The organism is Pseudomonas costantinii (genome assembly GCF_001870435.1).
Classification (GTDB): domain Bacteria; phylum Pseudomonadota; class Gammaproteobacteria; order Pseudomonadales; family Pseudomonadaceae; genus Aquipseudomonas; species Aquipseudomonas costantinii.
In genome coordinates this window covers 436,951-456,469 of record NZ_MDDR01000034.1, presented here as the reverse complement: position 1 = coordinate 456,469, position 19,519 = coordinate 436,951, and the positions used below count along the sequence as shown (strand labels likewise).

Below are 19,519 nucleotides of genomic sequence, written 5' to 3'. Positions count from 1 at the left end.
CCGGGATTTAGGCCCAAGTGTTGTAAATACTGAACGCTGTCGCCATGATAACGCTCAATTACAACAAAGCCTGAATCCTAGGAGGTTCCTGCATTGGACGTCGGCGAACGACTGCAATCCATCCGTAAACTGAAAGGTCTTTCCCAACGTGAGCTCGCCAAGCGCGCGGGTGTCACCAACAGCACCATTTCGATGATCGAAAAAAACAGTGTCAGCCCCTCGATCAGCTCCTTGCGCAAGGTGCTGGGCGGCATCCCTATGTCCATGGTTGAGTTCTTTTCCGAGGAGATCCTCCAGGAAATACCGACGCAGATCGTCTATAAAGCCAATGAGCTGATCGACATCTCCGACGGCGCCGTCACCATGAAACTGGTGGGCCGGGCGCACCCAACCCGGGCGATCGCGTTTCTCAACGAAATCTACCCGCCGGGCGCCGACACGGGCGAAGAAATGCTCACCCACGAAGGCGAGGAAACCGGGATTCTGGTGGAAGGACGCTTGGAATTGGTGGTTGGTCTTGAAACTTTTGTGCTCGAAGCTGGCGATAGCTACTACTTTGAAAGCACCAAGCCCCATCGTTTTCGCAATCCGTTCGATGTGCCGGCGCGACTAATCAGCGCAGCCACACCCGCGAACTTTTGACAGAAGAGGCGTGCTGCCAGCGTTGCAGACACACCCGAAGCAGTATTCCGCGAGGCTGAATCTCCCTTTAGTTAATAGGGTTGTTTCGGCCAGGCGGGCTAACCGTTATACTTTCGCCGCCTGCGAAACCGTGGCCGCAGGCGTGAATAGCCACCATTGAGGGTGAACGCGTGAACCTAATTATGAAAATGCTGGCTGCACCAGCAACCGTACTGGCCCTATGGGCTGTCAGCGCTCAAGCTGCGACCAATGATGAAATTGCCAAGCGCCTGGAGCCTGTCGGCCAAGTCTGTGTTCAGGGCCAGGAATGCAAAGGGATGGAAGTTGCCGTGGCTGTGGGCGGCGGCGGCGCTGCAAAAACGCCGGATGATGTCATCGCCAAACACTGCAACGCGTGCCACGGTACCGGTCTGTTGGAAGCGCCGAAAATAGGCGACGCAGCAGCCTGGAAAGAACGGATCGGTCACGTTGACGCCGTCCTGGCAGAGCTCAAAATTGAAGATCCACAGAAAGGCACCAAAGGCTTGGCTCAGGTTGCCAAACATGGTTACAAAGCCATGCCGCCAATGGGCACTTGCTCCGATTGCAGCCTTGATGACCTGGAAGGCGCTATCAAGAAGATGTCCGGCCAGTAACACGCCGCGCCTCTGCAAAAAGCCGCTTACGAGCGGCTTTTTTGTGCCTGCGATTTGTGTTTCAAAGCTGTTCTTTGCAGCAAAGACCCGGCAAGCTCGGTCCAACCCCTAATCATGGAATGTTCAGGAGGGTCGGATGGTGCAGTTGTGTTCAATCGAGCAAGCAGTTGACGACGTACTGGCGCGGTTGCCGGCGCATATCCATATGGGCATGCCCCTGGGCCTGGGCAAACCCAACCTGTTCGCCAACGCGCTGTACCGGCGCATCGCCCAGTTGCCGGAGCGGGCGCTGACGATCTACACGGCGCTGAGCCTGGGTCGACCGCCCTTCGGCGATGGTTTGCAAAAGCGTTTTCTCGAGCCCTTTATTGAACGGGTATTCGGCGATTACCCCGAGTTGGATTTCCTGGCCGACCTGCACAGAGACAGCCTGCCAGCCAACATCCGCGTACAGCAGTTCTTCATGCAGCCCGGCAGCTTGCTCCATAGCCAGTCGGCGCAGCAGGATTATGTCAGCAGCAACTACAGCCACGCCGCCCGCGATATCAACGCCGCCGGGCTGAATTTGGTGGCGCAATTAGTCGCGAGTAGCACTGAACACCCCGATCGCTTGAGCCTGAGTTGCAACCCGGATATCACCCTCGACCTGCTGCCGATGATCGCCAAGCGCCGCGATGCAGGGGAAACCATCCTGATCGTTGGCCAGGTCCACAGCGATTTACCCTACATGCCTGGCGACTCCGAGTTGGGCATGGACGAATTCGACTACCTGATCGACGAAAAGGACAACACCACGCTGTTCTCCACACCGAATATGCCGGTGGGGTTCCAGGATCACTTTATTGGCCTGCATGCCAGCACCCTGGTGCGCGATGGCGGCACCTTGCAGATCGGCATCGGCTCCATGGGTGATGCGCTGACCGCCGCCTTGCTGGCGCGCCAGGCCGATAACGACGCCTATCGGCTGCTGCTGACGGATCTGGATGTGTATCAGTGGGCGCCGTTGATCAGTCATGAGGGCGGCGTCGATCCCTTTGCTCGCGGCCTCTACGGCTGTAGCGAGATGTTCGTCAACGGCCTGCTGGTGCTGGCGGATGCCGGCATTGTGCGGCGCAAGGTCTACCCGGATGTGGCAACTCAGGAGCAGGCTAATGCTGGCACCCTGGATGACGCAGCACAGTCCGACGGCGTGTCGATCCATGGCGGCTTCTTCCTCGGGCCGCGCAGTTTTTACCAGCGCTTGCAGGAGATGACCCACAGCAAGCGCATTGAATTCAACATGACCCGCATCAGTTACATCAACGAGCTGTACGGCCAGGAAGAACTCAAACGCCTGCAACGCCTGGACGCTCGGTTTATCAACAGCGCGATCATGGTGACGTTGCTCGGCGCAGGCGTGGCTGACCAGTTGGAAGATGGCCATGTGCTCAGCGGTGTAGGCGGGCAATACAACTTTGTCGCCCAGGGCCATGCGCTGGAAGGCGCGCGCTCGATCCTGATTTTGCGTAGCTGGCGCGAGTCGGCGGGGGAAGTCAGTTCCAACATTGTCTGGGAATACGGCCACTGCACCATTCCTAGGCATCTGCGGGATATCGTCATCACCGAATATGGCATCGCCGACTTGCGAGGGCAGACGGACGCCAGGGTGATCGAGGCGCTGCTCAATGTCACCGACTCGCGCTTCCAGGGCGATTTGATCGAACAGGCGCAAAAGGCCGGCAAGTTACCCAAGGACTTCCAGCTGGACTCGCGCTTTACCGACAACACCCCTGAGCGACTCAAGGGTATCCAGGCCAGGCATAGACGGTTGTTCCCGGAGTATCCGCTGGGCAGCGACTTTACGGATGAAGAACGGGATCTGTTGCGGGCGTTGAACTGGCTCAAGAGCAAATTCAAGCTGACGGAGATTCTGGAGCTGGGCAAGGCGGCGCTGGATGCACCGGAGCCGGAGGTGTTTCCCCGGCATCTGGAGCGGATGCACTTGGATAAGCCGCAGGGGCTGAAAGAGGATTTGTATCAGCGCTTATTGCTCGCCGGCCTACAGGCTACCGCACACTAAGGGGTGAGCCTGATCGTTCCCACGCTCTGTGTGGGAATGCCTTGCTGGACGCTCCGCGTCCGCTCTTGGGACGCAGAGCGTCCCTGGCTGTATTCCCACGCGGAGCGTGGGAATGATCGGGGTGGGCTTACTCGATGAAGGTGACGACCCCACCCGCCAACGACTTCACGCGCGCCAGCGACTCAACCCGGTAACCCTGCGCATCCAGCTCCGCACGCCCACCCTGGAACGACTTCTCGATCACAATCCCCAAGCCGGCCACGGTCGCACCCGCTTGCTTGATGATCGAAATCAGCGCCTGGGACGCCTTGCCGTTGGCCAGGAAGTCGTCGATGACCAGCACGCGGTCGCTGCTGGTCAGGTGGCGCGGGGAGATGGCCACGGTGCTTTCTGTTTGCTTGGTGAACGAGTACACGGTCGCCGACAGCAGGTTTTCAGTCAGGGTCAGGGACTGGTGCTTGCGGGCGAAGATCACCGGCACGCCGAGGTTCAGGCCGGTCATGATCGCCGGTGCTATCCCTGAGGCTTCGATGGTGACGATCTTGGTGATGCCCGAGTCCTTGAACAGCGCGGCAAATTCGTCGCCGATCAATTTCATCAGCGCCGGGTCGATCTGGTGGTTCAGAAAGGCGTCGACCTTGAGTACCTGATCGGAAAGCACGATGCCTTCTTCGCGAATTTTCTTGTGCAGTGCTTCCACGAAAGCTTCCTCTGTTGACGCAACAGGCGCCGAAAGTAGATTAAAAAGTAGTCGATTCTAGCGCTTTAACATCGCGCGTATATCCGCCAAGGCGGTGTTGCCGCGAACGGCCTTCACCTCAGTCGGGGTGTCGTCATTGCCTTCCCAGGCCAGATCGTCCGGCGGTAGCTCGTCGAGGAACCGGCTGGGGGCACAATCGATGATCTCACCGTATTGCTTGCGCTTGGCGGCAAAGGTGAAGGCCAGGGTCTGACGCGCGCGAGTGATGCCCACGTAGGCCAGGCGCCGTTCTTCCTCGATGGTGTCGGCTTCGATGCTGGAGCGGTGTGGGAGGATTTCCTCTTCCATGCCCATGATGAACACGTAGGGAAATTCCAGGCCCTTGGACGCATGCAAGGTCATCATCTGCACGCCTTCGGCGCCGTCTTCCTCTTCCTGCTGGCGTTCAAGCATGTCGCGCAGCACCAGCTTGCCGATGGCGTCTTCGACGGTCATCTCGCCTTCTTCGTCCTTTTCCAGCGTGTTTTTCAACGCCTCGATCAGGAACCAGACGTTGCCCATGCGGTAATCCGCGGCCTTGTCGCTGGAACTGTTGGTGCGCAGCCAGTTTTCATAGTCGATGTCCATGACCATGCTGCGCAGCGCGCTGATGGGGTCTTCGCCGGAACACTGCTCACGCACCTTGTCCATGAAACGCTTGAAGCGCGACAGGCGATCAGTGAAGCGCGTGTCGAGGTGTTCGCCCAGGCCGATTTCGTCGGTGGCGGCGTACATCGAGATCTTGCGTTCAGTGGCGTAGTTGCCGAGCTTTTCCAGGGTCGTGGAGCCGATTTCCCGACGCGGCACGTTGATCACGCGCAGGAAGGCGTTGTCATCATCCGGGTTCACGATCAGGCGGAAGTAGGCCATCAGGTCTTTTACTTCCTGGCGTCCGAAAAAGCTGTTGCCGCCTGACAGACGATAGGGAATCTGGTGGTGCTGCAACTTCAGCTCGATCAGCTTGGCCTGGTAGTTACCGCGATACAGGATGGCGAAGTCGCTGTACGGTCGATCGGTGCGCAGGTGCAAGGTCAGCAATTCGACGGCCACGCGTTCGGCTTCGGCGTCTTCGTTGCGGCAGCGGATCACGCGGATCTCGTCGCCGTGACCCATCTCACTCCACAGTTGTTTTTCAAACTCGTGGGGGTTGTTGGAGATGAGTACGTTGGCGCAACGCAGGATGCGGCTGGTGGAGCGGTAGTTCTGCTCCAGCATCACCACTTTCAGGGACGGGTAGTCGTCCTTGAGCAACATCAGGTTTTCCGGACGAGCGCCGCGCCAGGCGTAGATCGACTGGTCATCGTCGCCTACCACCGTGAACTGGTTGCGTTTGCCGATCAGCATTTTCACCAGCAGGTACTGGCTGGCGTTGGTGTCCTGGTATTCGTCCACCAGCAGGTAGCGCACCTTGTTCTGCCACTTTTCGAGGATGTCGGCGTGTTCCTCGAACAGCTTTACCGGCAGCAGGATCAGGTCGTCGAAGTCCACCGCATTGAACGCCTTGAGCGTACGTTGATAGTGGGTGTAGACGATGGCGGCGGTCTGTTCCTTGGGGTTGCGCGCGTTTTCCAAGGCCTGGGGCGGCAGGATCAGATCGTTTTTCCAGGCGCCGATCATGTTCTTGATCTCATCCACGCCGTCGTCGCCTGCATATTCCTTCTGCATGATGTCGGTCATCAGCGACTTCACATCGGTCTCGTCGAAGATCGAGAAGCCCGGCTTGTAGCCCAGTCGCACATGCTCCTTGCGGATGATGTTCAGCCCCAGGTTGTGGAAGGTACACACCGTGAGGCCACGGCCTTCGCCACCCTTGAGCAGCGTGCCGACGCGCTCTTTCATTTCTCGCGCCGCCTTGTTGGTAAAGGTCATGGCGACGATGTACTGGGCGCGGATGCCGCAGTTCTGGATCAGGTGCGCAATCTTGCGGGTGATCACGCTGGTCTTGCCGGAGCCTGCACCGGCGAGCACCAATAGAGGGCCGCCGACGTAGTTCACGGCTTCTTGCTGCCGGGGATTGAGTCGGGACATACAGAGTTCAGGGAGTCGTTGATCAAAAGGGCGGGCATTTTAACAGGCTCGCAGGATTCTGCTCTCACTGAACGACAGTGTGACGTACCACTCGATCTAAATTTGCCGGTTTTGATACTTTGCCGCAGGATGTGGGGGGCTTTTTGTGACTTAGGCTGCGACTAATGCCCGCAGCTCGTGTATTTGATAACCCTTATCATTGGTGATTATCAGGTCGCACGTCATAATGCCCGCCGCCAACGAAATCTTGCAGAGTCTAGGGAGCTAGCTTGTCTACGCCTGTCGAACCCTTGCGTTTGCTGCTACTGGCCGATGAGCCAGCGTGGGCAGCGTTGTTGCGCGAGTGCCTGGCGCCGATGGGCGATGGGGCTGTGCTGATCAGCGCGCCCAACTGGGACTCGGTGAGTCGTCTGTTCGATGACGACCACAGTGCCGTTCTATTGACCACGCCCAGTTTGCAACCTGGCCCCGGCCGCTGCAGCTTGCCGTGCGTATTGCTGTTGGAAGAGGAACCATTGGTTGCGCCGCTGGGTGTCAGCGATTGGTTGATCCGTAATGTATTGGATATCGATACATTACGCCGCTGCTTGCGCCATGTTCGCGAGCGGGGTGTGCTGGAAAACACCCTGCAGCGCCTGGCCGAACAGGATCCGCTCACGGGTATCGCCAATCGCCAGGGTTTCCAGACCTTGCTGACGGCGCGGCTGGCAGAGAACGAAGGGCGCGGCCTGGCCCTCGGGCATCTTGACCTCGACAATTTTCGGCATGCAAACGACGCCCTCGGCCACCAGGCCGGCGATCGGTTGATCCTGCAAGTGGTCTCGCGGCTCAAGAGCCAACTCGAAGCCGGGGATCAACTGGCGCGTCTGGGCAGCGATGAATTCGCCCTGCTGATTGATACCCGTCGTGCGCCCCAGCGTGCCGAATGGATGGCCGAGCGCATCACCGAGGCCATGGCCGAACCTTATTGGGTGGATGGCGAAAGCCTGCTGATCGGTTGCAGCCTCGGCGTCGCACATGCCCGTGCCCGCGCCGGTGCCGACCCTTTGATGTGGCACGCGCATATCGCCATGCAGCAAGCCAAGAGCACCCAAGGCTGCACCTTTCATATCTTCAACGAACGTATCAACCGCAACGCGCGCAGCCTGGCCGATCTGGAAAGTGAACTGCGCCGCGCCTTGCGCCGTGACGAGCTGGAACTGCACTACCAGCCGCGGCTGGACCTGGACGACGGGCATATCGTTGGCCTGGAAGCCCTGGTGCGCTGGCGTCACGGTGAACGCGGCCTGTTGCCGCCCAGCGAATTTGTGCCGCTGGCCGAACAGAGTGGTTTGATTGTGCCACTGGGTTACTGGGTCATCTCCCGGGCCCTGCGCGACATGCAAGACCTGCGTGAACGAGGCCTGCCGCCGCTGCACATGGCGGTCAACCTGTCGTTTCGCCAGTTTCAGGACAGCCAGTTGCTCTCGACCCTTAGCCGGCTGATTGCCGAGCGTGGCGTGGAGGCGCAGTGGCTGGAGTTTGAACTGACCGAAACCGCCGTGATGCGCCGCAGTGACCTGGTCAAGCAGACCATGGATGCCCTTGGTCGCCTCGGTGTGCGGTTTTCCCTGGATGACTTCGGCACCGGTTTTTCGTCGTTCGTGCACCTCAACAGCCTGCCGATAGCGTTGTTGAAGATCGACAAGAGCTTTGTCGGCGGTATGGAAGAGCGCGAAGAAAACCGCAAGCTGGTACACGCCATGATTAACCTGGCTCACAACCTCAACCTGGAGGTGGTGGCCGAAGGTGTGGAAACGCCCGAGCAGTTGGCGTTGTTGCGCTTATTTGGTTGCGATCAGGCTCAGGGGTATTTGATCAGCAAGCCGTTGCCGTTGCCTGAACTGGTGGAATACCTGACGTTCGGCAAAAGCCAGCAGGCGCTATTGGGCTAGGCCTTCCAGCTTTGTAAGCCCAATCAAAAATGTGGGAGCGGACTTGCTCCCACATGTTCTGACTGAGTAGACCTTTACTCCGCCTGTACGGCCTGAAACGAGCCATGAGTTTCCGGCTCCCGTCGAATCATCCGCTTCATCTTCGCCTCAAACGCCCAAGTCAGGCTGACGGCTGCGCAGGCCAGGCCCAGCGCCAAACCCCACCACACGCCGGTCGGCCCCCAACCCAAGGTGAAAGCCATCAACCAGGCGGCCGGTGCACCGATCAGCCAATAGCAACCCAATCCAACCAGGAAGGTGGTCTTGGCGTCTTTCAGCCCACGGATGCAGCCCATGGCGATGGTCTGCACGCCGTCGAACAATTCAAACCAGGCCGCTACGGCCAGCAGGCTGACGGCCAAAACGATGACGTCATGGAAGGCTGGGTCGTTATGGTCGAGGAATAGTCCGATAAGAGGGTCGGAAAATAGCCACAACACCGCAGCAAATCCCAACATTACCGCTGCGCCAAACCCTATGCCGACCCGACCCGCCATGCGCGCATGCAGCAACTGCCCGGCGCCGTAATGCTGGCCGATGCGCATGGTCACCGCGTACGACATCCCCGCCGGTACCATGAACGCAACCGAGACAATTTGCAGGGCGATCTGGTGCGCAGCCAACTGCGTACTGCCCATGGTGCCCATGCACAGCGCCGCGAAGGCAAACAACCCGACTTCCACCGCATAAGTACCGCCAATCGGAAGGCCCAGGCGCCAAAGCTCGCGCAAATACTGAGTGTTGAGGCGCAACAGGCCTTTGCCGAGTGGGTAAGCCGCATAGGCGCGGTCATGGCGGATGTACCACATCAACGCCAACGCCATACTGTTGGCGACGATAGCCGTCACCAGGCCGATGCCCATCAAACCCAGTTTCGGCAGGCCGAACATGCCCTCGATCAAAGCATGGTTGAGCAGGTAGTTGAGCACCGTACCGCACAGGCTGATCACCATCACCGGGGTGGCCTTGCCGATGGCACTGGTAAAGCCACGCAAGGCCATGAAGCTCAGGTAGCCGGGCAGGGCGAATGGCAGAATCGTCAGGAATTGCCCCGCGGCGTGCACGTTGGTTTCGGTCTGGCCGAACATCAGCAGCACGGGCTTGAGGTTCCATAGCAGCACAGCGGCCGCCAGCGCCATCAACCCGGCGAGCCAAAGCCCAGCCTGGGTCAGGCGGGTGGCACCTTCGATGTCGCCGGCGCCATGCCGAATCGCCACAAGGGTGCCCACGGCAGCAATCACGCCGATGCAAAAAATCGCCACGAACGAATAACTCGCCGCGCCGAGGCCACCACCGGCCAGGGCTTCGGGGCTCAGGCGGGCCATCATCAGGGTGTCGGTCAGCACCATCAGCATGTGCGCCAACTGTGAGGCAATCAACGGCCCCGACAGCCGTAGAATGGCCCAGAGTTCGGTACGTGCAGGATGCTGCATGATCATCACGCTCAAAAAGTCAGAGGGTTGGGGAAGGGTTGATTCTCGGCGCTCTCGACGCATTTCACAAAAGGATAAAAGCGATCGTTGGCATGACTAAAACTCATGTCTATTGAATCTGCTAGGGTGCGGTACTGCCCTGTAGGAATTTTCTAAATGTCTCGTCGTCTCCCTCCGCTGTATGCCCTGCGCGCATTTGAGGCGGCATCCCGGCACAACTCCTTCACGCGGGCGGCGGAAGAGCTGTCGATTACACAAAGTGCGGTCAGCCGACATATCCGCACGCTTGAAGAGCATTTCGCCTGCCGCCTGTTCCAGCGCAGCGGCCGCACCTTGCAGCTCACCGAAGCGGCGCGCCTGCTGCTGCCCGGCGTGCGTGAGGGTTTCGCCGCGCTGGAGCGGGCTTGCCATACCTTGAATGCCGAAGACGACATCCTGCGTATGAAGGCGCCGTCGACCCTGACCATGCGTTGGTTGTTGGCGCGCCTGAGTCGTTTTCGGGCTTTGCAGCCTGGCAATGAGGTGCAACTGACCAGTGCGTGGATGAGCGTGGATGAAGTGGACTTCAACCAGGAGCCTTTCGACTGCGCAGTGCTGCTGAGCTACGGGCACTTTCCGGCGGACTGGGAGGCCTGCTACCTGTTTCCCGAATTGCTGATCCCGGTGGGCGCACCGAACTTGCTGAATGACGGGCCTTGGGATGCCGCACGCCTGGCGACCGCCGAGTTGCTGCACCCCACGCCCGACCGCCGCGATTGGCGCAATTGGCTGGAGCGTATGGGGTTGTCGTCCCAGGTATCGCTCAAGGGCGGGCAGGTGTTCGATACCCTTGAGCTGGGCATGATCGCAGCGGCGCGGGGTTACGGCGTGTCCATGGGCGACCTGCTGATGGTGGCCGAAGACGTGGCCCAGGGGCGATTGAGCCTGCCGTGGCCGACAGCAGTGGCCAGTGGCGAAAATTACTATCTGGTGTGGCCGAAAACCCGACCTGGCGGTGAGCGTCTGAGGCGTTTGGCGGAGTTTCTTCAGGGTGAAGTCAACGCCATGGAATTGCCTCGGGTTGAGCGCCTGGATTGAGCTGATAGAGAGCGTTCGTGCAATCGTTTGCGCGATGCCCCTGTGAATCGCTCAAGTATTGACCACGCCCGCCGAAGAAGGGGTGTTGGAACCATCGTGCACTAACGCTTCCCACCCGATAATTTGCCGAGCAGCGCTATGAGATCAGGATGATCCTGGCCTCGGCCAGGAGCTGTCATGTCTCAACCTCGCGCTCGGATCGCCTCCCAGTTAGGCCTTGCCTTGGCCGTGATTTTGGCTGTCGTTATCAGCGGCAGTACCGTCTTTGCCTTGCGTTCCCTCGACTCCGCCAACCTCGACACCCGAGAGGAACACTTGGCCAGCGAGGCGCGTTTGCTCGCCGACCAACTCAACACGTTCCACAGCACCTTGCGCGAGAGTACTCAGCGTTTGAGCGGGTTGTTTGAAAAGCGCTTCGGCGCAGGCTTAAGTGTGCGGGCGGACCAGCAGGTGGCAGTGGCTGGCGTGCAGACTCCGAGCCTGTACCTGGGCAGCGATCTGCTGAACAACGATTTCGATGAAGTCGATGAGTTCAAGGACACGTCAGGCGGCGTGGCCACGGTGTTTGTGCGTAATGGTGAAGACTTCATCCGCGTCAGTACGTCCCTGACCAAACAGGATGGCAGCCGTGCCATCGGTACCGCGCTGGATCACCAGCATCCGGCTTATCAACGCCTGCTGGCCGGGCAGAGTTATGTCGGCCGGGCGGTGTTGTTCGAACGCTCCTACATGACTCAATACACGCCGGTGCGTGACAGTGCCGGCAAGGTCATCGCGGTTCTGTTTGTCGGTTTCGACTACACCGACGCGCAAAAAGCCCAGTTCGATAACCTCAAGCGCTTCCGTATCGGCCAGACCGGTTCCCTGGCCTTGCTGGATGAGCAGAAACACTGGCTGGTGCCGCCGGCGGGCGTGCAGGCGCTGGATCAGGCGGTCCCGGTGATGCTGGATTTGGCTAAGACGCCTGGCGAAGGGCGCTTCTGGAGCGACAAGAGCGAAGATTTCTACAGCGTCTCGGTGCCATTCGAGGGCGGCCCGTGGGCGGTGGTGGCAACCATGCCGAAGTCTGAAATCCGTGCGGTCACTTGGGCGGTGGGTATCCGCCTGGTGATTGGCAGCGTGTTGGCGATGTTGCTGGCGGTGGGCGCGGCGGTCTGGTTGCTTCGCAGTAAATTGCAGCCCCTGAGTGACCTGGTGCGACAGGCAGAAGCCCTGGGTGCGGGCGACTTGAGCGCACGGTTGAGCGTGTCCAGCCATGATGAAATCGGCCAGTTGGCGCGCAGTTTCAACCAGATGGGCGAAGCGCTGTCGACCATGGTCTCGCATATCCGCAAGGCGGCCGAAGAGGTCAACAGCCGTGCCCAGGCGCTGTCCGGTTTGTCGGGCGGTGCGTATGAAGGCATGGAGCAGCAATCCGGCGAGATCACCAGCATGGCTGGCGCGGTTGAAGAGTTCAGCGCCACCTCGTTGAACATCGCCGACAACATGGGCAATACCGAGCGACTGGCCCAGGAGAACGCGCAACAGACCCGCATTGGCCGAACCTCAATGCAAGAGGCGTCGTCGTCGCTGGAACATATCGCCACCGCACTGAACAGCACGGCCACAGTGATCAACACCCTGGGTCAACGCTCCCAGGAGATCGGCGGAATCGTCGGCGTGATCACCTCGATCGCCGAACAGACCAACCTGCTGGCCCTGAATGCTGCCATCGAAGCCGCCCGAGCCGGTGAGCAGGGCCGTGGTTTTGCTGTGGTCGCCGACGAGGTGCGCAACCTGGCGTCGCGTACCCGTCAGGCTACCGACGAAATTTCCGGGATGATCCAAAGCATCCAACAGGAAACCGGCAACGCCATCAGCACCATGGAACACGGCAATGTGCTGATGCAGGAGGGCCTGTCGCGCAATGCCGACGTGGCTTCGGCGCTGGCGCGTATCGACGAGCAAAGCCGCTCGGCCGGCCAGCAATTTGCAGCGATCACCACGGCAACCCAGGAACAGAGCAGCACGGCGAACGTGCTCAGCAGCAACCTGCAAAGCATCGCGCTGGCCAACAGCGAACAGCGCGAAGTGGTGTCGAACCTGGCCATTACCGCCAAGGAATTGGAAACCTTGGCGGCCGATTTGCGGCATGAGGTGGATCGGTTTCGTTGAGGTTTAGTGGTCGCCGAGGCCGGGGTCCACGCGCTTGCCAATGTCCTTCAGGCGCGCCAGTTGATCGACCATCCCTGGCGCTTCGTCCATGCTGGTGACGAAGGTCCACAGGTAGGTCATTACCGCGTAGATGTGGCCAGCCTTGACCGCTGGCGACAGGGCCAACTGGCTGATCGCGACCACAAACAGCAGGGCTGCCAACGCGCCGAGAAACAGGTACGCCGCGGCCTCGCGGTCTGAAAGCCAGATGCGCAGGCGTGACAACACGTGGTAGTGGCGGTGCAAGGTCGGTGCGCCCACTTTTTCCACCAGGCCAATTTCTTTCTCCAGGCGGTCATTCAGACGCTCGTGCAACTCCTGATTACGCTGGGCAAAGCGTGGTAGTAACGTGATGCACAGCAACAGTGCGGCCAGGCACGCCATGCCTACCCATGGCTCAATCACGATCAACATCACCGCCGCACCAATAATCGACACCAGCGCCGTGGCGATGATCGGCACGTGCTTTTCAAAGAAGTCGACGAACTCCCGCGCGAGCACCACCCGTGCCGCGGATTTCGAGGTGCTGTGATTTTGCTGGCGCTGGTTAAGAATCACCGGTACCGCAAGGTCGGCGTAGATCCGCGTGAACGTGCGGGTGTCCAGCGCCCGCCGCGCAGCCCCGACCACCCAGAACGCCATGACCACTAAGGCGTAGAACAGCGCGCTGCTGGCATCGCCACGGATAATTGAATCCACCGCGAACCCGGCAAACAGTGGGTAGGCCAGCAACAACGCATTCTCCAGCGCCACCAGCGACAGCGTGCAGAACAGCTTGCCGGGGTAGGCCTTGGCAATCGCCTTGAGGGTCTGGCCGGCGGATTGCTGGCCGATTTTCTTACTTTCTTCGATCAGAATTTGTGGTGTAGCGGATGACATGGGTTCACCAAAGGAGTGATAGGCGCTATTATTGAGCGACTGCTCAAGTATCCTTGAGCGATCGCTCAAAAAGCAAGCGCCGCTTATCTGCCGGTGCCCGAAGGAATTGCCCATGTCGCGTATCGACCGTAAAGACCAGATCATCGCTGCCGCCCTGGAGTTGTTTCGCAGTAAGGGTTTCGCCGATGTCTCCACCCGTGATTTGGCCGAGCACGCCGGGCTGTCGCGAAGCCACGTCTATCACTACTTCAGCGACTGGAATGAACTGCGCCGCGAAGCCTTTGTGCGCTTTGCCAATGAACAACTGGATGAAGTGCGCGCGCCATTGGTAGACCTGCCACCGCACGAAGCGCTGATAGGGTTTTTGTACGATTGCCTGCCGTGCACGGCCGATGCTGGCTGGGCGCTGTGGCTGGATGCGTGGGACGAGGCGATGCACGACCCGCAAATGGCCCAGGCTTATCTGGTGATCAACGCCCAATGGCAAGGCATGCTCGCCGAGGTGATCGAGCGGGGTGTCGCTGCGCACGTTTTCCGTTGTGATTCGCCGAAACGCGCCGCCCGCCAGATCTTTGCCGTGGCGATGGGCTACGCCGATGACCTGATGCTCAAACCTTCCAGCGAGTCGGCAGAGGCCGCGCTGGACGAGGTGATGGAAGTAGCGAGGTTGCTGCTGGGCTTTCCCGAGGCGCTCTAACCGACCGCCGCCGGCCGATATTGCAGTGCTTCCGCCAAATGATGCCGGGCGATGTTCTCAACCTGCTCAAGGTCGGCCAGGGTACGCGCCACTTTGAGCAACCGATGGGCCGCGCGCAGCGATAGTGTGAGCCGCTCGCAGGCACTTTCCAGCCAGCCTTCGTCGGCTTTCGCCAGTTTGCAGTGCGCGCGTAACCCCGGCAGATCCAGGAAGGCATTGGCACAGCCCTGACGCTTTTGCTGGCGCTCCCGAGCCTCGGCAACCTCCGCCGACGCCTTCGCCGTGTTGTCGCCAGGTTGCTGGGGCGGGTTGAGTGCCGTGGTTTCCCGGGCGACGGTGAGGTGCAGGTCGATCCGATCCAGCAATGGCCCGGAGAGTTTGTTGCGATAGCGCTGGATCTGTTCCGGCGTGCAGCGGCAGCGTCCACTGGGTTCGCCCAAATAGCCGCAAGGGCAGGGGTTCATTGCCGCGACCAGCTGAAAACGGGCCGGGAAACTCACGCGGTCGCGGGCGCGGGAAATCACGATATGACCGGACTCCAGCGGCTCGCGCAGCACCTCCAAAACTTTGCGATCGAACTCCGGCAATTCATCCAGAAACAGCACGCCGTGATGGGCCAGGGTTATTTCCCCCGGTTGTGGCTTTGACCCACCGCCGACCAGCGCAGGTCCGGATGCTGAGTGGTGTGGCTGGCGGAACGGACGGTGCGGCCAATGGCTCAGCGGCGCCAGGCTGACCACCGATTGAATCGCGGCCACCTCCAGCGCTTCCTGCTCGCTCAAGGGTGGTAATAGCCCGGGAAGGCGGCTGGCGAGGAGGGTTTTGCCGGTGCCTGGTGGTCCGCTGAACAATAGGTTGTGCGCACCCGCCGCCGCGATCAGTAACGCGCGCTTGGCTGCTAACTGCCCTTGTACTTCGCTCAAGTCCGGGTAGGGCTTGTTCAAATACAGCAAGCCGTCGGACTTGTAGGGCTCAATCGGCACCTGCCCATTCAGGTGCGCCACCACCTGCAATAAGTGATCGACGGCAATCACCTTCAACCCCGATGCCAGGCACGCTTCCTCTGCATTGGCCCGAGGCACTATCACGGCGCGCCCGGCCTTGCGTGCCGCCAGCGCTGCCGGCAGCACACCTTTCACCGCCCGCACCTCGCCGGACAGCGCCAACTCCCCCAGGCATTCAACGTCATCAAGCATCAACGCCGGCACCTGCACGCTGGCTGCGAGAATCCCTAAGGCAATCGCCAAATCAAAACGCCCGCCGTCCTTGGGCAGGTCGGCGGGCGCGAGGTTGAGGGTGATACGACGGGCCGGGTATTGCAGCGCGGAGTTGAGGATGGCACTGCGCACGCGGTCCTTGCTTTCCTTGACCGCGGTTTCCGGCAGGCCGACCAGCGTCAGGGAGGGCAGACCATTGGCCATGTGCACCTCAACGGTAACGGCAGGGGCTTCGACGCCAATTTGGGCACGGCTGTGGACGATGGCGAGGGACATGCTCGTTCCTTGAGTGGCGGGCCGCTTCCTGCGGGTTTTTCAAGGGTAGACGAGGTAGGGAAAAGCGAGGCGGGTGAGGTTTTACAGAACGTATCCAAGGCAGGAATGCAGCGCTTGTGTGGGAGCTGGCAAGCCAGCTCCCACATTGATCGCGTTTATTCAGCGGGTGGTGTCAGTTTGGCCTCAAGCTCTGCGACTTTGGCCTCCAGGCTTTCCAACCGCGCACGCGTGCGGGCGAGCACTACCATCTGGCTATCAAACTCTTCCCGGCTCACCAGGTCGAGCTTGCTGAAGCCACTTTGCAGCAGCGCCTTGAACTGGCTTTCGATTTCATTGCGGGGCAGCGGGGTGTCGCCGCTGAACAGGCGAGAGGCATGGCCGCTCAGGGCATCGAGGAGGTCTTTGGGCGCGAGCATGGGAAATATTCCGGAAAACTGTTGGCGGGCAGTGTATCACGCAGCGTCTATAGTCTTTTTCACCTCATCAAGCGCACGCTTTTCGCGCAGAGGGCTGGGCGGCGATGCACTGTTTTTGTGCGCATTGCAGTCATCAATGAGCCCCGAAGGTGGGCATAAGTGGGCAAAGGACTGATTTCAGTGATTTTTACGGAGCTGGCAAGGTTTCTGCTTAGACGATCATGACCCATGCACTGATGCAGTCGCTGTGACGATGCAGTGCGCCGACGGAGCGGGGTAGGTGTTTCGTCACCAGTGGTTAGCGAACGTCGCAATGGCAAATGCCAAGGCGACGAAGCGTTACAAAGCCAGGCACTGCGCTTAGACTTGAGACGGGTTTGTTTTCCTGGGGCAAGTCCACCAATTCGGGAGAGAGTTTTCATGAAGCTAGTCACTGCCATCATCAAGCCGTTCAAGTTGGACGATGTACGCGAGTCGTTGTCCGAGATCGGCGTGCAGGGCATTACCGTTACTGAGGTCAAAGGCTTCGGTCGGCAGAAGGGTCACACCGAGCTGTATCGCGGCGCGGAATACGTGGTCGATTTCCTGCCGAAGGTGAAGATTGATGTCGCCATTGACGACAAGGATCTTGACCGGGTTATCGAGGCGATAACCAAGGCGGCCAACACCGGCAAAATTGGTGACGGCAAGATCTTCGTGGTCAATCTGGAACAGGCTATTCGCATCCGTACCGGCGAAACCGATACCGACGCAATCTAAGCCGCCAAACCCCAACGCCCCAGGAGAAAACAATATGACTCTGCGTAAATTCGCAGGGCTAGGAGCCCTGTTGTCCCTCGTAATGCCGGCCCTGGCATTGGCGGCGGACCCAGCCCCTGCTCCAGTCCTCAATTCCGGCGACACGGCGTGGATGCTCACATCCACCGCGCTGGTACTGTTCATGACCATTCCGGGCCTGGCGCTGTTCTACGGCGGCATGGTTCGCTCCAAAAACATTCTTTCCGTGATGATGCAGTGCTTTGCCATCACCGGTCTGATCACCATCCTGTGGTTCGTTTACGGCTACAGCTTGGCGTTCGATACCACCGGTATGGAAGCGGGCGTCGTCAACCTCAACTCGTTTGTCGGTGGCCTGTCCAAGTTGTTCCTGTCGGGTGTGACCCCAGCGAGCATTACTGGCCCTGCGGCGCTGTTCCCTGAGGCGGTGTTCGTCACCTTCCAGATGACGTTCGCCATCATTACCCCTGCGCTGATCGTCGGTGCGTTCGCCGAGCGTATGAAGTTCTCCGCGATGCTGATCTTCATGGGCGTCTGGTTCACCCTGGTCTACGCACCGATTGCCCACATGGTGTGGGGCGGTCCGGGTTCGTTGCTGGGCGACTGGGGCGTGCTGGACTTCGCAGGCGGCACCGTGGTGCACATCAACGCCGGTGTGGCTGGCCTGGTGGCGTGCCTGGTACTCGGCAAGCGTAAAGGCTTCCCGACCACGCCAATGGCACCGCATAACCTGGGTTACACCCTGGTGGGTGCGGCCATGCTGTGGGTCGGCTGGTTCGGCTTCAACGCCGGCTCCGCTGCTGCGGCCAACGGCACTGCCGGTATGGCAATGTTGGTGACCCAGATCGCGACCGCTGCTGCCGCACTGGGCTGGATGTTCGCCGAGTGGATCACCCACGGTAAGCCAAGCGCACTGGGCATTGCCTCAGGCGTGGTTGCCGGCCTGGTTGCAATCACTCCAGCCGCGGGTACCGTGGGCCCGATGGGCGCCTTGGTGATCGGTCTGGCGGCGGGCGTGGTGTGCTTCTTCTGCGCCACTACCTTGAAACGCAAACTGGGCTACGACGACTCCCTGGACGCCTTCGGTGTGCACGGTATCGGCGGTATCCTCGGCGCGATCCTGACCGGCGTGTTCGCTGCCCCTTCGCTGGGCGGTTTCAACGCGGCGACCACTGACATCGCGGCGCAAGTCTGGATCCAGTGCAAGGGCGTCGGCTTCACCGTGATCTACACGGCTATTGTGACCTTCATCATCCTCAAAGTGCTGGATGCGGTCATCGGCCTGCGGGTTACCGACGAAGAAGAGGCAGTCGGCCTCGACCTGGCGCAACACAACGAACGCGGCTACAACTTGTAAGTACGCGAAAAAAAACATGCCCGGCTTGCCGGGCATTTTTTTGTCTGGTGTTTGTCAGTCGTAAGGTGCTGTACCGGTTTTTGCATAGAGTTTGTGATGGAGTGCACTCGGTACTTTTCAGTGTGCGAATGTCTTACAGGCATGTAGGCGTATTCGGCACTTTGTTTTTTCCCTGAGCGCGCTAGAATGCGCGCCGATGGGCGGAGAACTGTATGTGGCAACAGACCCTGATAACCCTGCGGGCTAAGCCCCGGGGCTTTCACTTGGTGACCGATGAGTTGCTTGCCGGCTTGCCTGAATTGAAGGCTTGTCGCGTGGGCCTGTTGCATCTGTGGCTGCAGCACACCTCGGCCTCGTTGACCGTCAACGAGAATGCCGACCCGGCGGTTCGCCGTGACTTTGAGCGTTTTTTCAATTCGCTGGTGCCGCAAGGCCGGGCAGGGTTTGAACACAACGACGAAGGTCCGGATGATCTGCCGGCGCACTTCAAGGCCAGTCTCCTGGGCTGCCAGCTGAGTTTGCCGGTCAAGGCCGGCCGCTTGGCGATGGGGACTTGGCAAGGTGTTTATCTGGGCGAGCACCGTGATCATGGCGGTGCTCGTAAAGTCCTCGCCACCTTGCACGGTGATGGGGCATAAGCCACTGGTTATCCAGTGGATGTTGATTTTTTTCCGGCAACCTTCGACAGATGGTGAAGCTGGGCTATAACTAATCTGCTTTTCGCAAGTCATGAGGTAGAACATGAGCGACGATGATCTGGAAAACGACGAACTCGAAGTAGGTGACGACGACGAGACCGAAGAGGGTCTTGAGGCGGCAGTCGAAGACGTTGCTGACGAGGGCGATGACGGTGGCGATGACGCACCTGCCAAAGTAGCCAAAGGCAAAGCCAAGGCCGCTGTTTCGGTAGATGAGTTGCCGAGCGTTGAAGCCAAGAACAAAGAGCGCGATGCGCTGGCCCGTGCGATGGAGGAATTCCTCGCTAAAGGCGGCAGAGTGCAGGAAGTCGAGGCTAACGTGGTGGCTGATCCACCGAAGAAGCCGGATAACAAGTACGGCAGCCGACCTATCTGAGGTCAGCCACCTGCTTGTAAGAAAAAGCCCGCCGTCGCTGCGGGCTT

At 59.8% G+C, this 19,519-nt stretch carries 17 protein-coding genes; 11 read left to right on the top strand and 6 right to left on the bottom strand.

Features of this window, described 5'->3' with window-relative positions; all coding sequences use genetic code 11:
• The first annotated feature begins 93 nt into the window (after positions 1-93).
• From BFL40_RS17570 to BFL40_RS17560, 3 genes are all read left to right on the top strand, one after another.
• On the top strand, positions 94-642 hold the full coding sequence (locus BFL40_RS17570; RefSeq protein ID WP_049710945.1) for a cupin domain-containing protein: 549 nt from the start codon (positions 94-96) through the stop codon (positions 640-642).
• A gap of 182 nt (positions 643-824) precedes the next feature.
• Positions 825-1,277 (top strand): c-type cytochrome, encoded by a 453-nt coding sequence (locus BFL40_RS17565; protein WP_071485177.1) that lies wholly within the window; start codon positions 825-827, stop codon positions 1,275-1,277.
• 136 nt (positions 1,278-1,413) lie between these two features.
• The gene (locus BFL40_RS17560) at positions 1,414-3,336 is read left to right on the top strand and encodes an acetyl-CoA hydrolase/transferase C-terminal domain-containing protein (protein WP_071485176.1); all 1,923 of its coding nucleotides are present in this window, start codon (positions 1,414-1,416) and stop codon (positions 3,334-3,336) included.
• Positions 3,337-3,463: 127 nt separating this feature from the next.
• On the opposite strand, the gene BFL40_RS17555 is transcribed toward BFL40_RS17560, so the two are convergent.
• Both BFL40_RS17555 and rep read right to left on the bottom strand, forming a co-directional pair.
• Positions 3,464-4,036: a xanthine phosphoribosyltransferase gene (locus BFL40_RS17555; protein WP_071485175.1), complete on the bottom strand. Its 573-nt coding sequence runs from the start codon at positions 4,034-4,036 to the stop codon at positions 3,464-3,466.
• A gap of 57 nt (positions 4,037-4,093) precedes the next feature.
• On the bottom strand, positions 4,094-6,103 hold the full coding sequence (gene rep, locus BFL40_RS17550) for a DNA helicase Rep (protein WP_071485174.1): 2,010 nt from the start codon (positions 6,101-6,103) through the stop codon (positions 4,094-4,096).
• Positions 6,104-6,372: 269 nt separating this feature from the next.
• Here rep and BFL40_RS17545 point away from each other — a divergent pair, with 269 nt between their 5' ends.
• Positions 6,373-8,037 carry a putative bifunctional diguanylate cyclase/phosphodiesterase gene (locus BFL40_RS17545; RefSeq protein WP_071485173.1) on the top strand — a complete coding sequence of 555 codons (1,665 nt, stop codon included), beginning with the start codon at positions 6,373-6,375 and terminating at the stop codon, positions 8,035-8,037.
• Positions 8,038-8,111: 74 nt separating this feature from the next.
• On the opposite strand, the gene BFL40_RS17540 is transcribed toward BFL40_RS17545, so the two are convergent.
• Entirely contained in the window at positions 8,112-9,515 is a 1,404-nt protein-coding gene (locus BFL40_RS17540) for a NorM family multidrug efflux MATE transporter (protein ID WP_071485172.1), read from the bottom strand.
• Positions 9,516-9,665: 150 nt separating this feature from the next.
• On the opposite strand from BFL40_RS17540, the gene BFL40_RS17535 reads away from it, so the two are divergent.
• Together BFL40_RS17535 and BFL40_RS17530 are read left to right on the top strand one after the other, a co-directional pair.
• The gene (locus BFL40_RS17535; RefSeq protein ID WP_071485171.1) at positions 9,666-10,586 is read left to right on the top strand and encodes a LysR substrate-binding domain-containing protein; all 921 of its coding nucleotides are present in this window, start codon (positions 9,666-9,668) and stop codon (positions 10,584-10,586) included.
• Between the two features lie 177 nt (positions 10,587-10,763).
• Positions 10,764-12,740 carry a methyl-accepting chemotaxis protein gene (locus BFL40_RS17530; protein WP_071485170.1) on the top strand — a complete coding sequence of 659 codons (1,977 nt, stop codon included), beginning with the start codon at positions 10,764-10,766 and terminating at the stop codon, positions 12,738-12,740.
• A gap of 3 nt (positions 12,741-12,743) precedes the next feature.
• Here BFL40_RS17530 and BFL40_RS17525 read toward each other — a convergent pair whose 3' ends face one another.
• A complete protein-coding gene (locus BFL40_RS17525; RefSeq protein WP_174555577.1) occupies positions 12,744-13,658 on the bottom strand; it encodes an ABC transporter six-transmembrane domain-containing protein in 915 nt (304 codons plus the stop codon).
• 112 nt (positions 13,659-13,770) lie between these two features.
• Here BFL40_RS17525 and BFL40_RS17520 point away from each other — a divergent pair, with 112 nt between their 5' ends.
• Positions 13,771-14,355, top strand: a complete 585-nt coding sequence (locus BFL40_RS17520) for a TetR/AcrR family transcriptional regulator (protein ID WP_071485169.1) — start codon at positions 13,771-13,773, stop codon at positions 14,353-14,355.
• On the opposite strand, the gene BFL40_RS17515 is transcribed toward BFL40_RS17520, so the two are convergent.
• Together BFL40_RS17515 and BFL40_RS17510 are read right to left on the bottom strand one after the other, a co-directional pair.
• On the bottom strand, positions 14,352-15,848 hold the full coding sequence (locus tag BFL40_RS17515; protein WP_071485168.1) for a YifB family Mg chelatase-like AAA ATPase: 1,497 nt from the start codon (positions 15,846-15,848) through the stop codon (positions 14,352-14,354). The genes BFL40_RS17520 and BFL40_RS17515 overlap by 4 nt on opposite strands.
• 155 nt (positions 15,849-16,003) lie before the next feature.
• Positions 16,004-16,264, bottom strand: coding sequence for an accessory factor UbiK family protein (locus tag BFL40_RS17510; protein ID WP_038843546.1), 261 nt, complete (start codon positions 16,262-16,264; stop codon positions 16,004-16,006).
• 420 nt (positions 16,265-16,684) lie between these two features.
• Here BFL40_RS17510 and glnK point away from each other — a divergent pair, with 420 nt between their 5' ends.
• The 4 genes from glnK (at position 16,685) to sutA (ending at position 19,472) form a co-directional block, all read left to right on the top strand.
• Complete coding sequence (gene glnK / locus BFL40_RS17505; RefSeq protein WP_002555808.1) at positions 16,685-17,023, top strand: P-II family nitrogen regulator; 339 nt, start codon at positions 16,685-16,687, stop codon at positions 17,021-17,023.
• A gap of 34 nt (positions 17,024-17,057) precedes the next feature.
• Positions 17,058-18,398: an ammonium transporter gene (locus tag BFL40_RS17500; RefSeq protein ID WP_071485167.1), complete on the top strand. Its 1,341-nt coding sequence runs from the start codon at positions 17,058-17,060 to the stop codon at positions 18,396-18,398.
• 212 nt (positions 18,399-18,610) lie between these two features.
• Positions 18,611-19,036 (top strand): secondary thiamine-phosphate synthase enzyme YjbQ, encoded by a 426-nt coding sequence (locus BFL40_RS17495; RefSeq protein ID WP_071485166.1) that lies wholly within the window; start codon positions 18,611-18,613, stop codon positions 19,034-19,036.
• A gap of 103 nt (positions 19,037-19,139) precedes the next feature.
• On the top strand, positions 19,140-19,472 hold the full coding sequence (gene sutA, locus BFL40_RS17490; RefSeq protein WP_071485165.1) for a dormancy-specific transcriptional regulator SutA: 333 nt from the start codon (positions 19,140-19,142) through the stop codon (positions 19,470-19,472).
• Positions 19,473-19,519: the final 47 nt, after the last annotated feature.

Excerpts from the sequence above, each read along its gene's own strand:
- BFL40_RS17565 (WP_071485177.1), top strand. The coding sequence starts at position 825 with ATGAAAATGCTGGCTGCACCAGCAACCGTACTGGCCCTATGGGCTGTC.
- BFL40_RS17560 (WP_071485176.1), top strand. The coding sequence starts at position 1,414 with ATGGTGCAGTTGTGTTCAATCGAGCAAGCAGTTGACGACGTACTGGCG.
- rep (WP_071485174.1), bottom strand. The coding sequence starts at position 6,103 with ATGTCCCGACTCAATCCCCGGCAGCAAGAAGCCGTGAACTACGTCGGC.
- BFL40_RS17540 (WP_071485172.1), bottom strand. The coding sequence starts at position 9,515 with ATGATCATGCAGCATCCTGCACGTACCGAACTCTGGGCCATTCTACGG.
- BFL40_RS17535 (WP_071485171.1), top strand. The coding sequence starts at position 9,666 with ATGTCTCGTCGTCTCCCTCCGCTGTATGCCCTGCGCGCATTTGAGGCG.
- BFL40_RS17530 (WP_071485170.1), top strand. The coding sequence starts at position 10,764 with ATGTCTCAACCTCGCGCTCGGATCGCCTCCCAGTTAGGCCTTGCCTTG.
- BFL40_RS17525 (WP_174555577.1), bottom strand. The coding sequence starts at position 13,658 with ATGTCATCCGCTACACCACAAATTCTGATCGAAGAAAGTAAGAAAATC.
- BFL40_RS17520 (WP_071485169.1), top strand. The coding sequence starts at position 13,771 with ATGTCGCGTATCGACCGTAAAGACCAGATCATCGCTGCCGCCCTGGAG.
- BFL40_RS17515 (WP_071485168.1), bottom strand. The coding sequence starts at position 15,848 with ATGTCCCTCGCCATCGTCCACAGCCGTGCCCAAATTGGCGTCGAAGCC.
- BFL40_RS17510 (WP_038843546.1), bottom strand. The coding sequence starts at position 16,264 with ATGCTCGCGCCCAAAGACCTCCTCGATGCCCTGAGCGGCCATGCCTCT.
- glnK (WP_002555808.1), top strand. The coding sequence starts at position 16,685 with ATGAAGCTAGTCACTGCCATCATCAAGCCGTTCAAGTTGGACGATGTA.
- BFL40_RS17500 (WP_071485167.1), top strand. The coding sequence starts at position 17,058 with ATGACTCTGCGTAAATTCGCAGGGCTAGGAGCCCTGTTGTCCCTCGTA.
- BFL40_RS17495 (WP_071485166.1), top strand. The coding sequence starts at position 18,611 with ATGTGGCAACAGACCCTGATAACCCTGCGGGCTAAGCCCCGGGGCTTT.
- sutA (WP_071485165.1), top strand. The coding sequence starts at position 19,140 with ATGAGCGACGATGATCTGGAAAACGACGAACTCGAAGTAGGTGACGAC.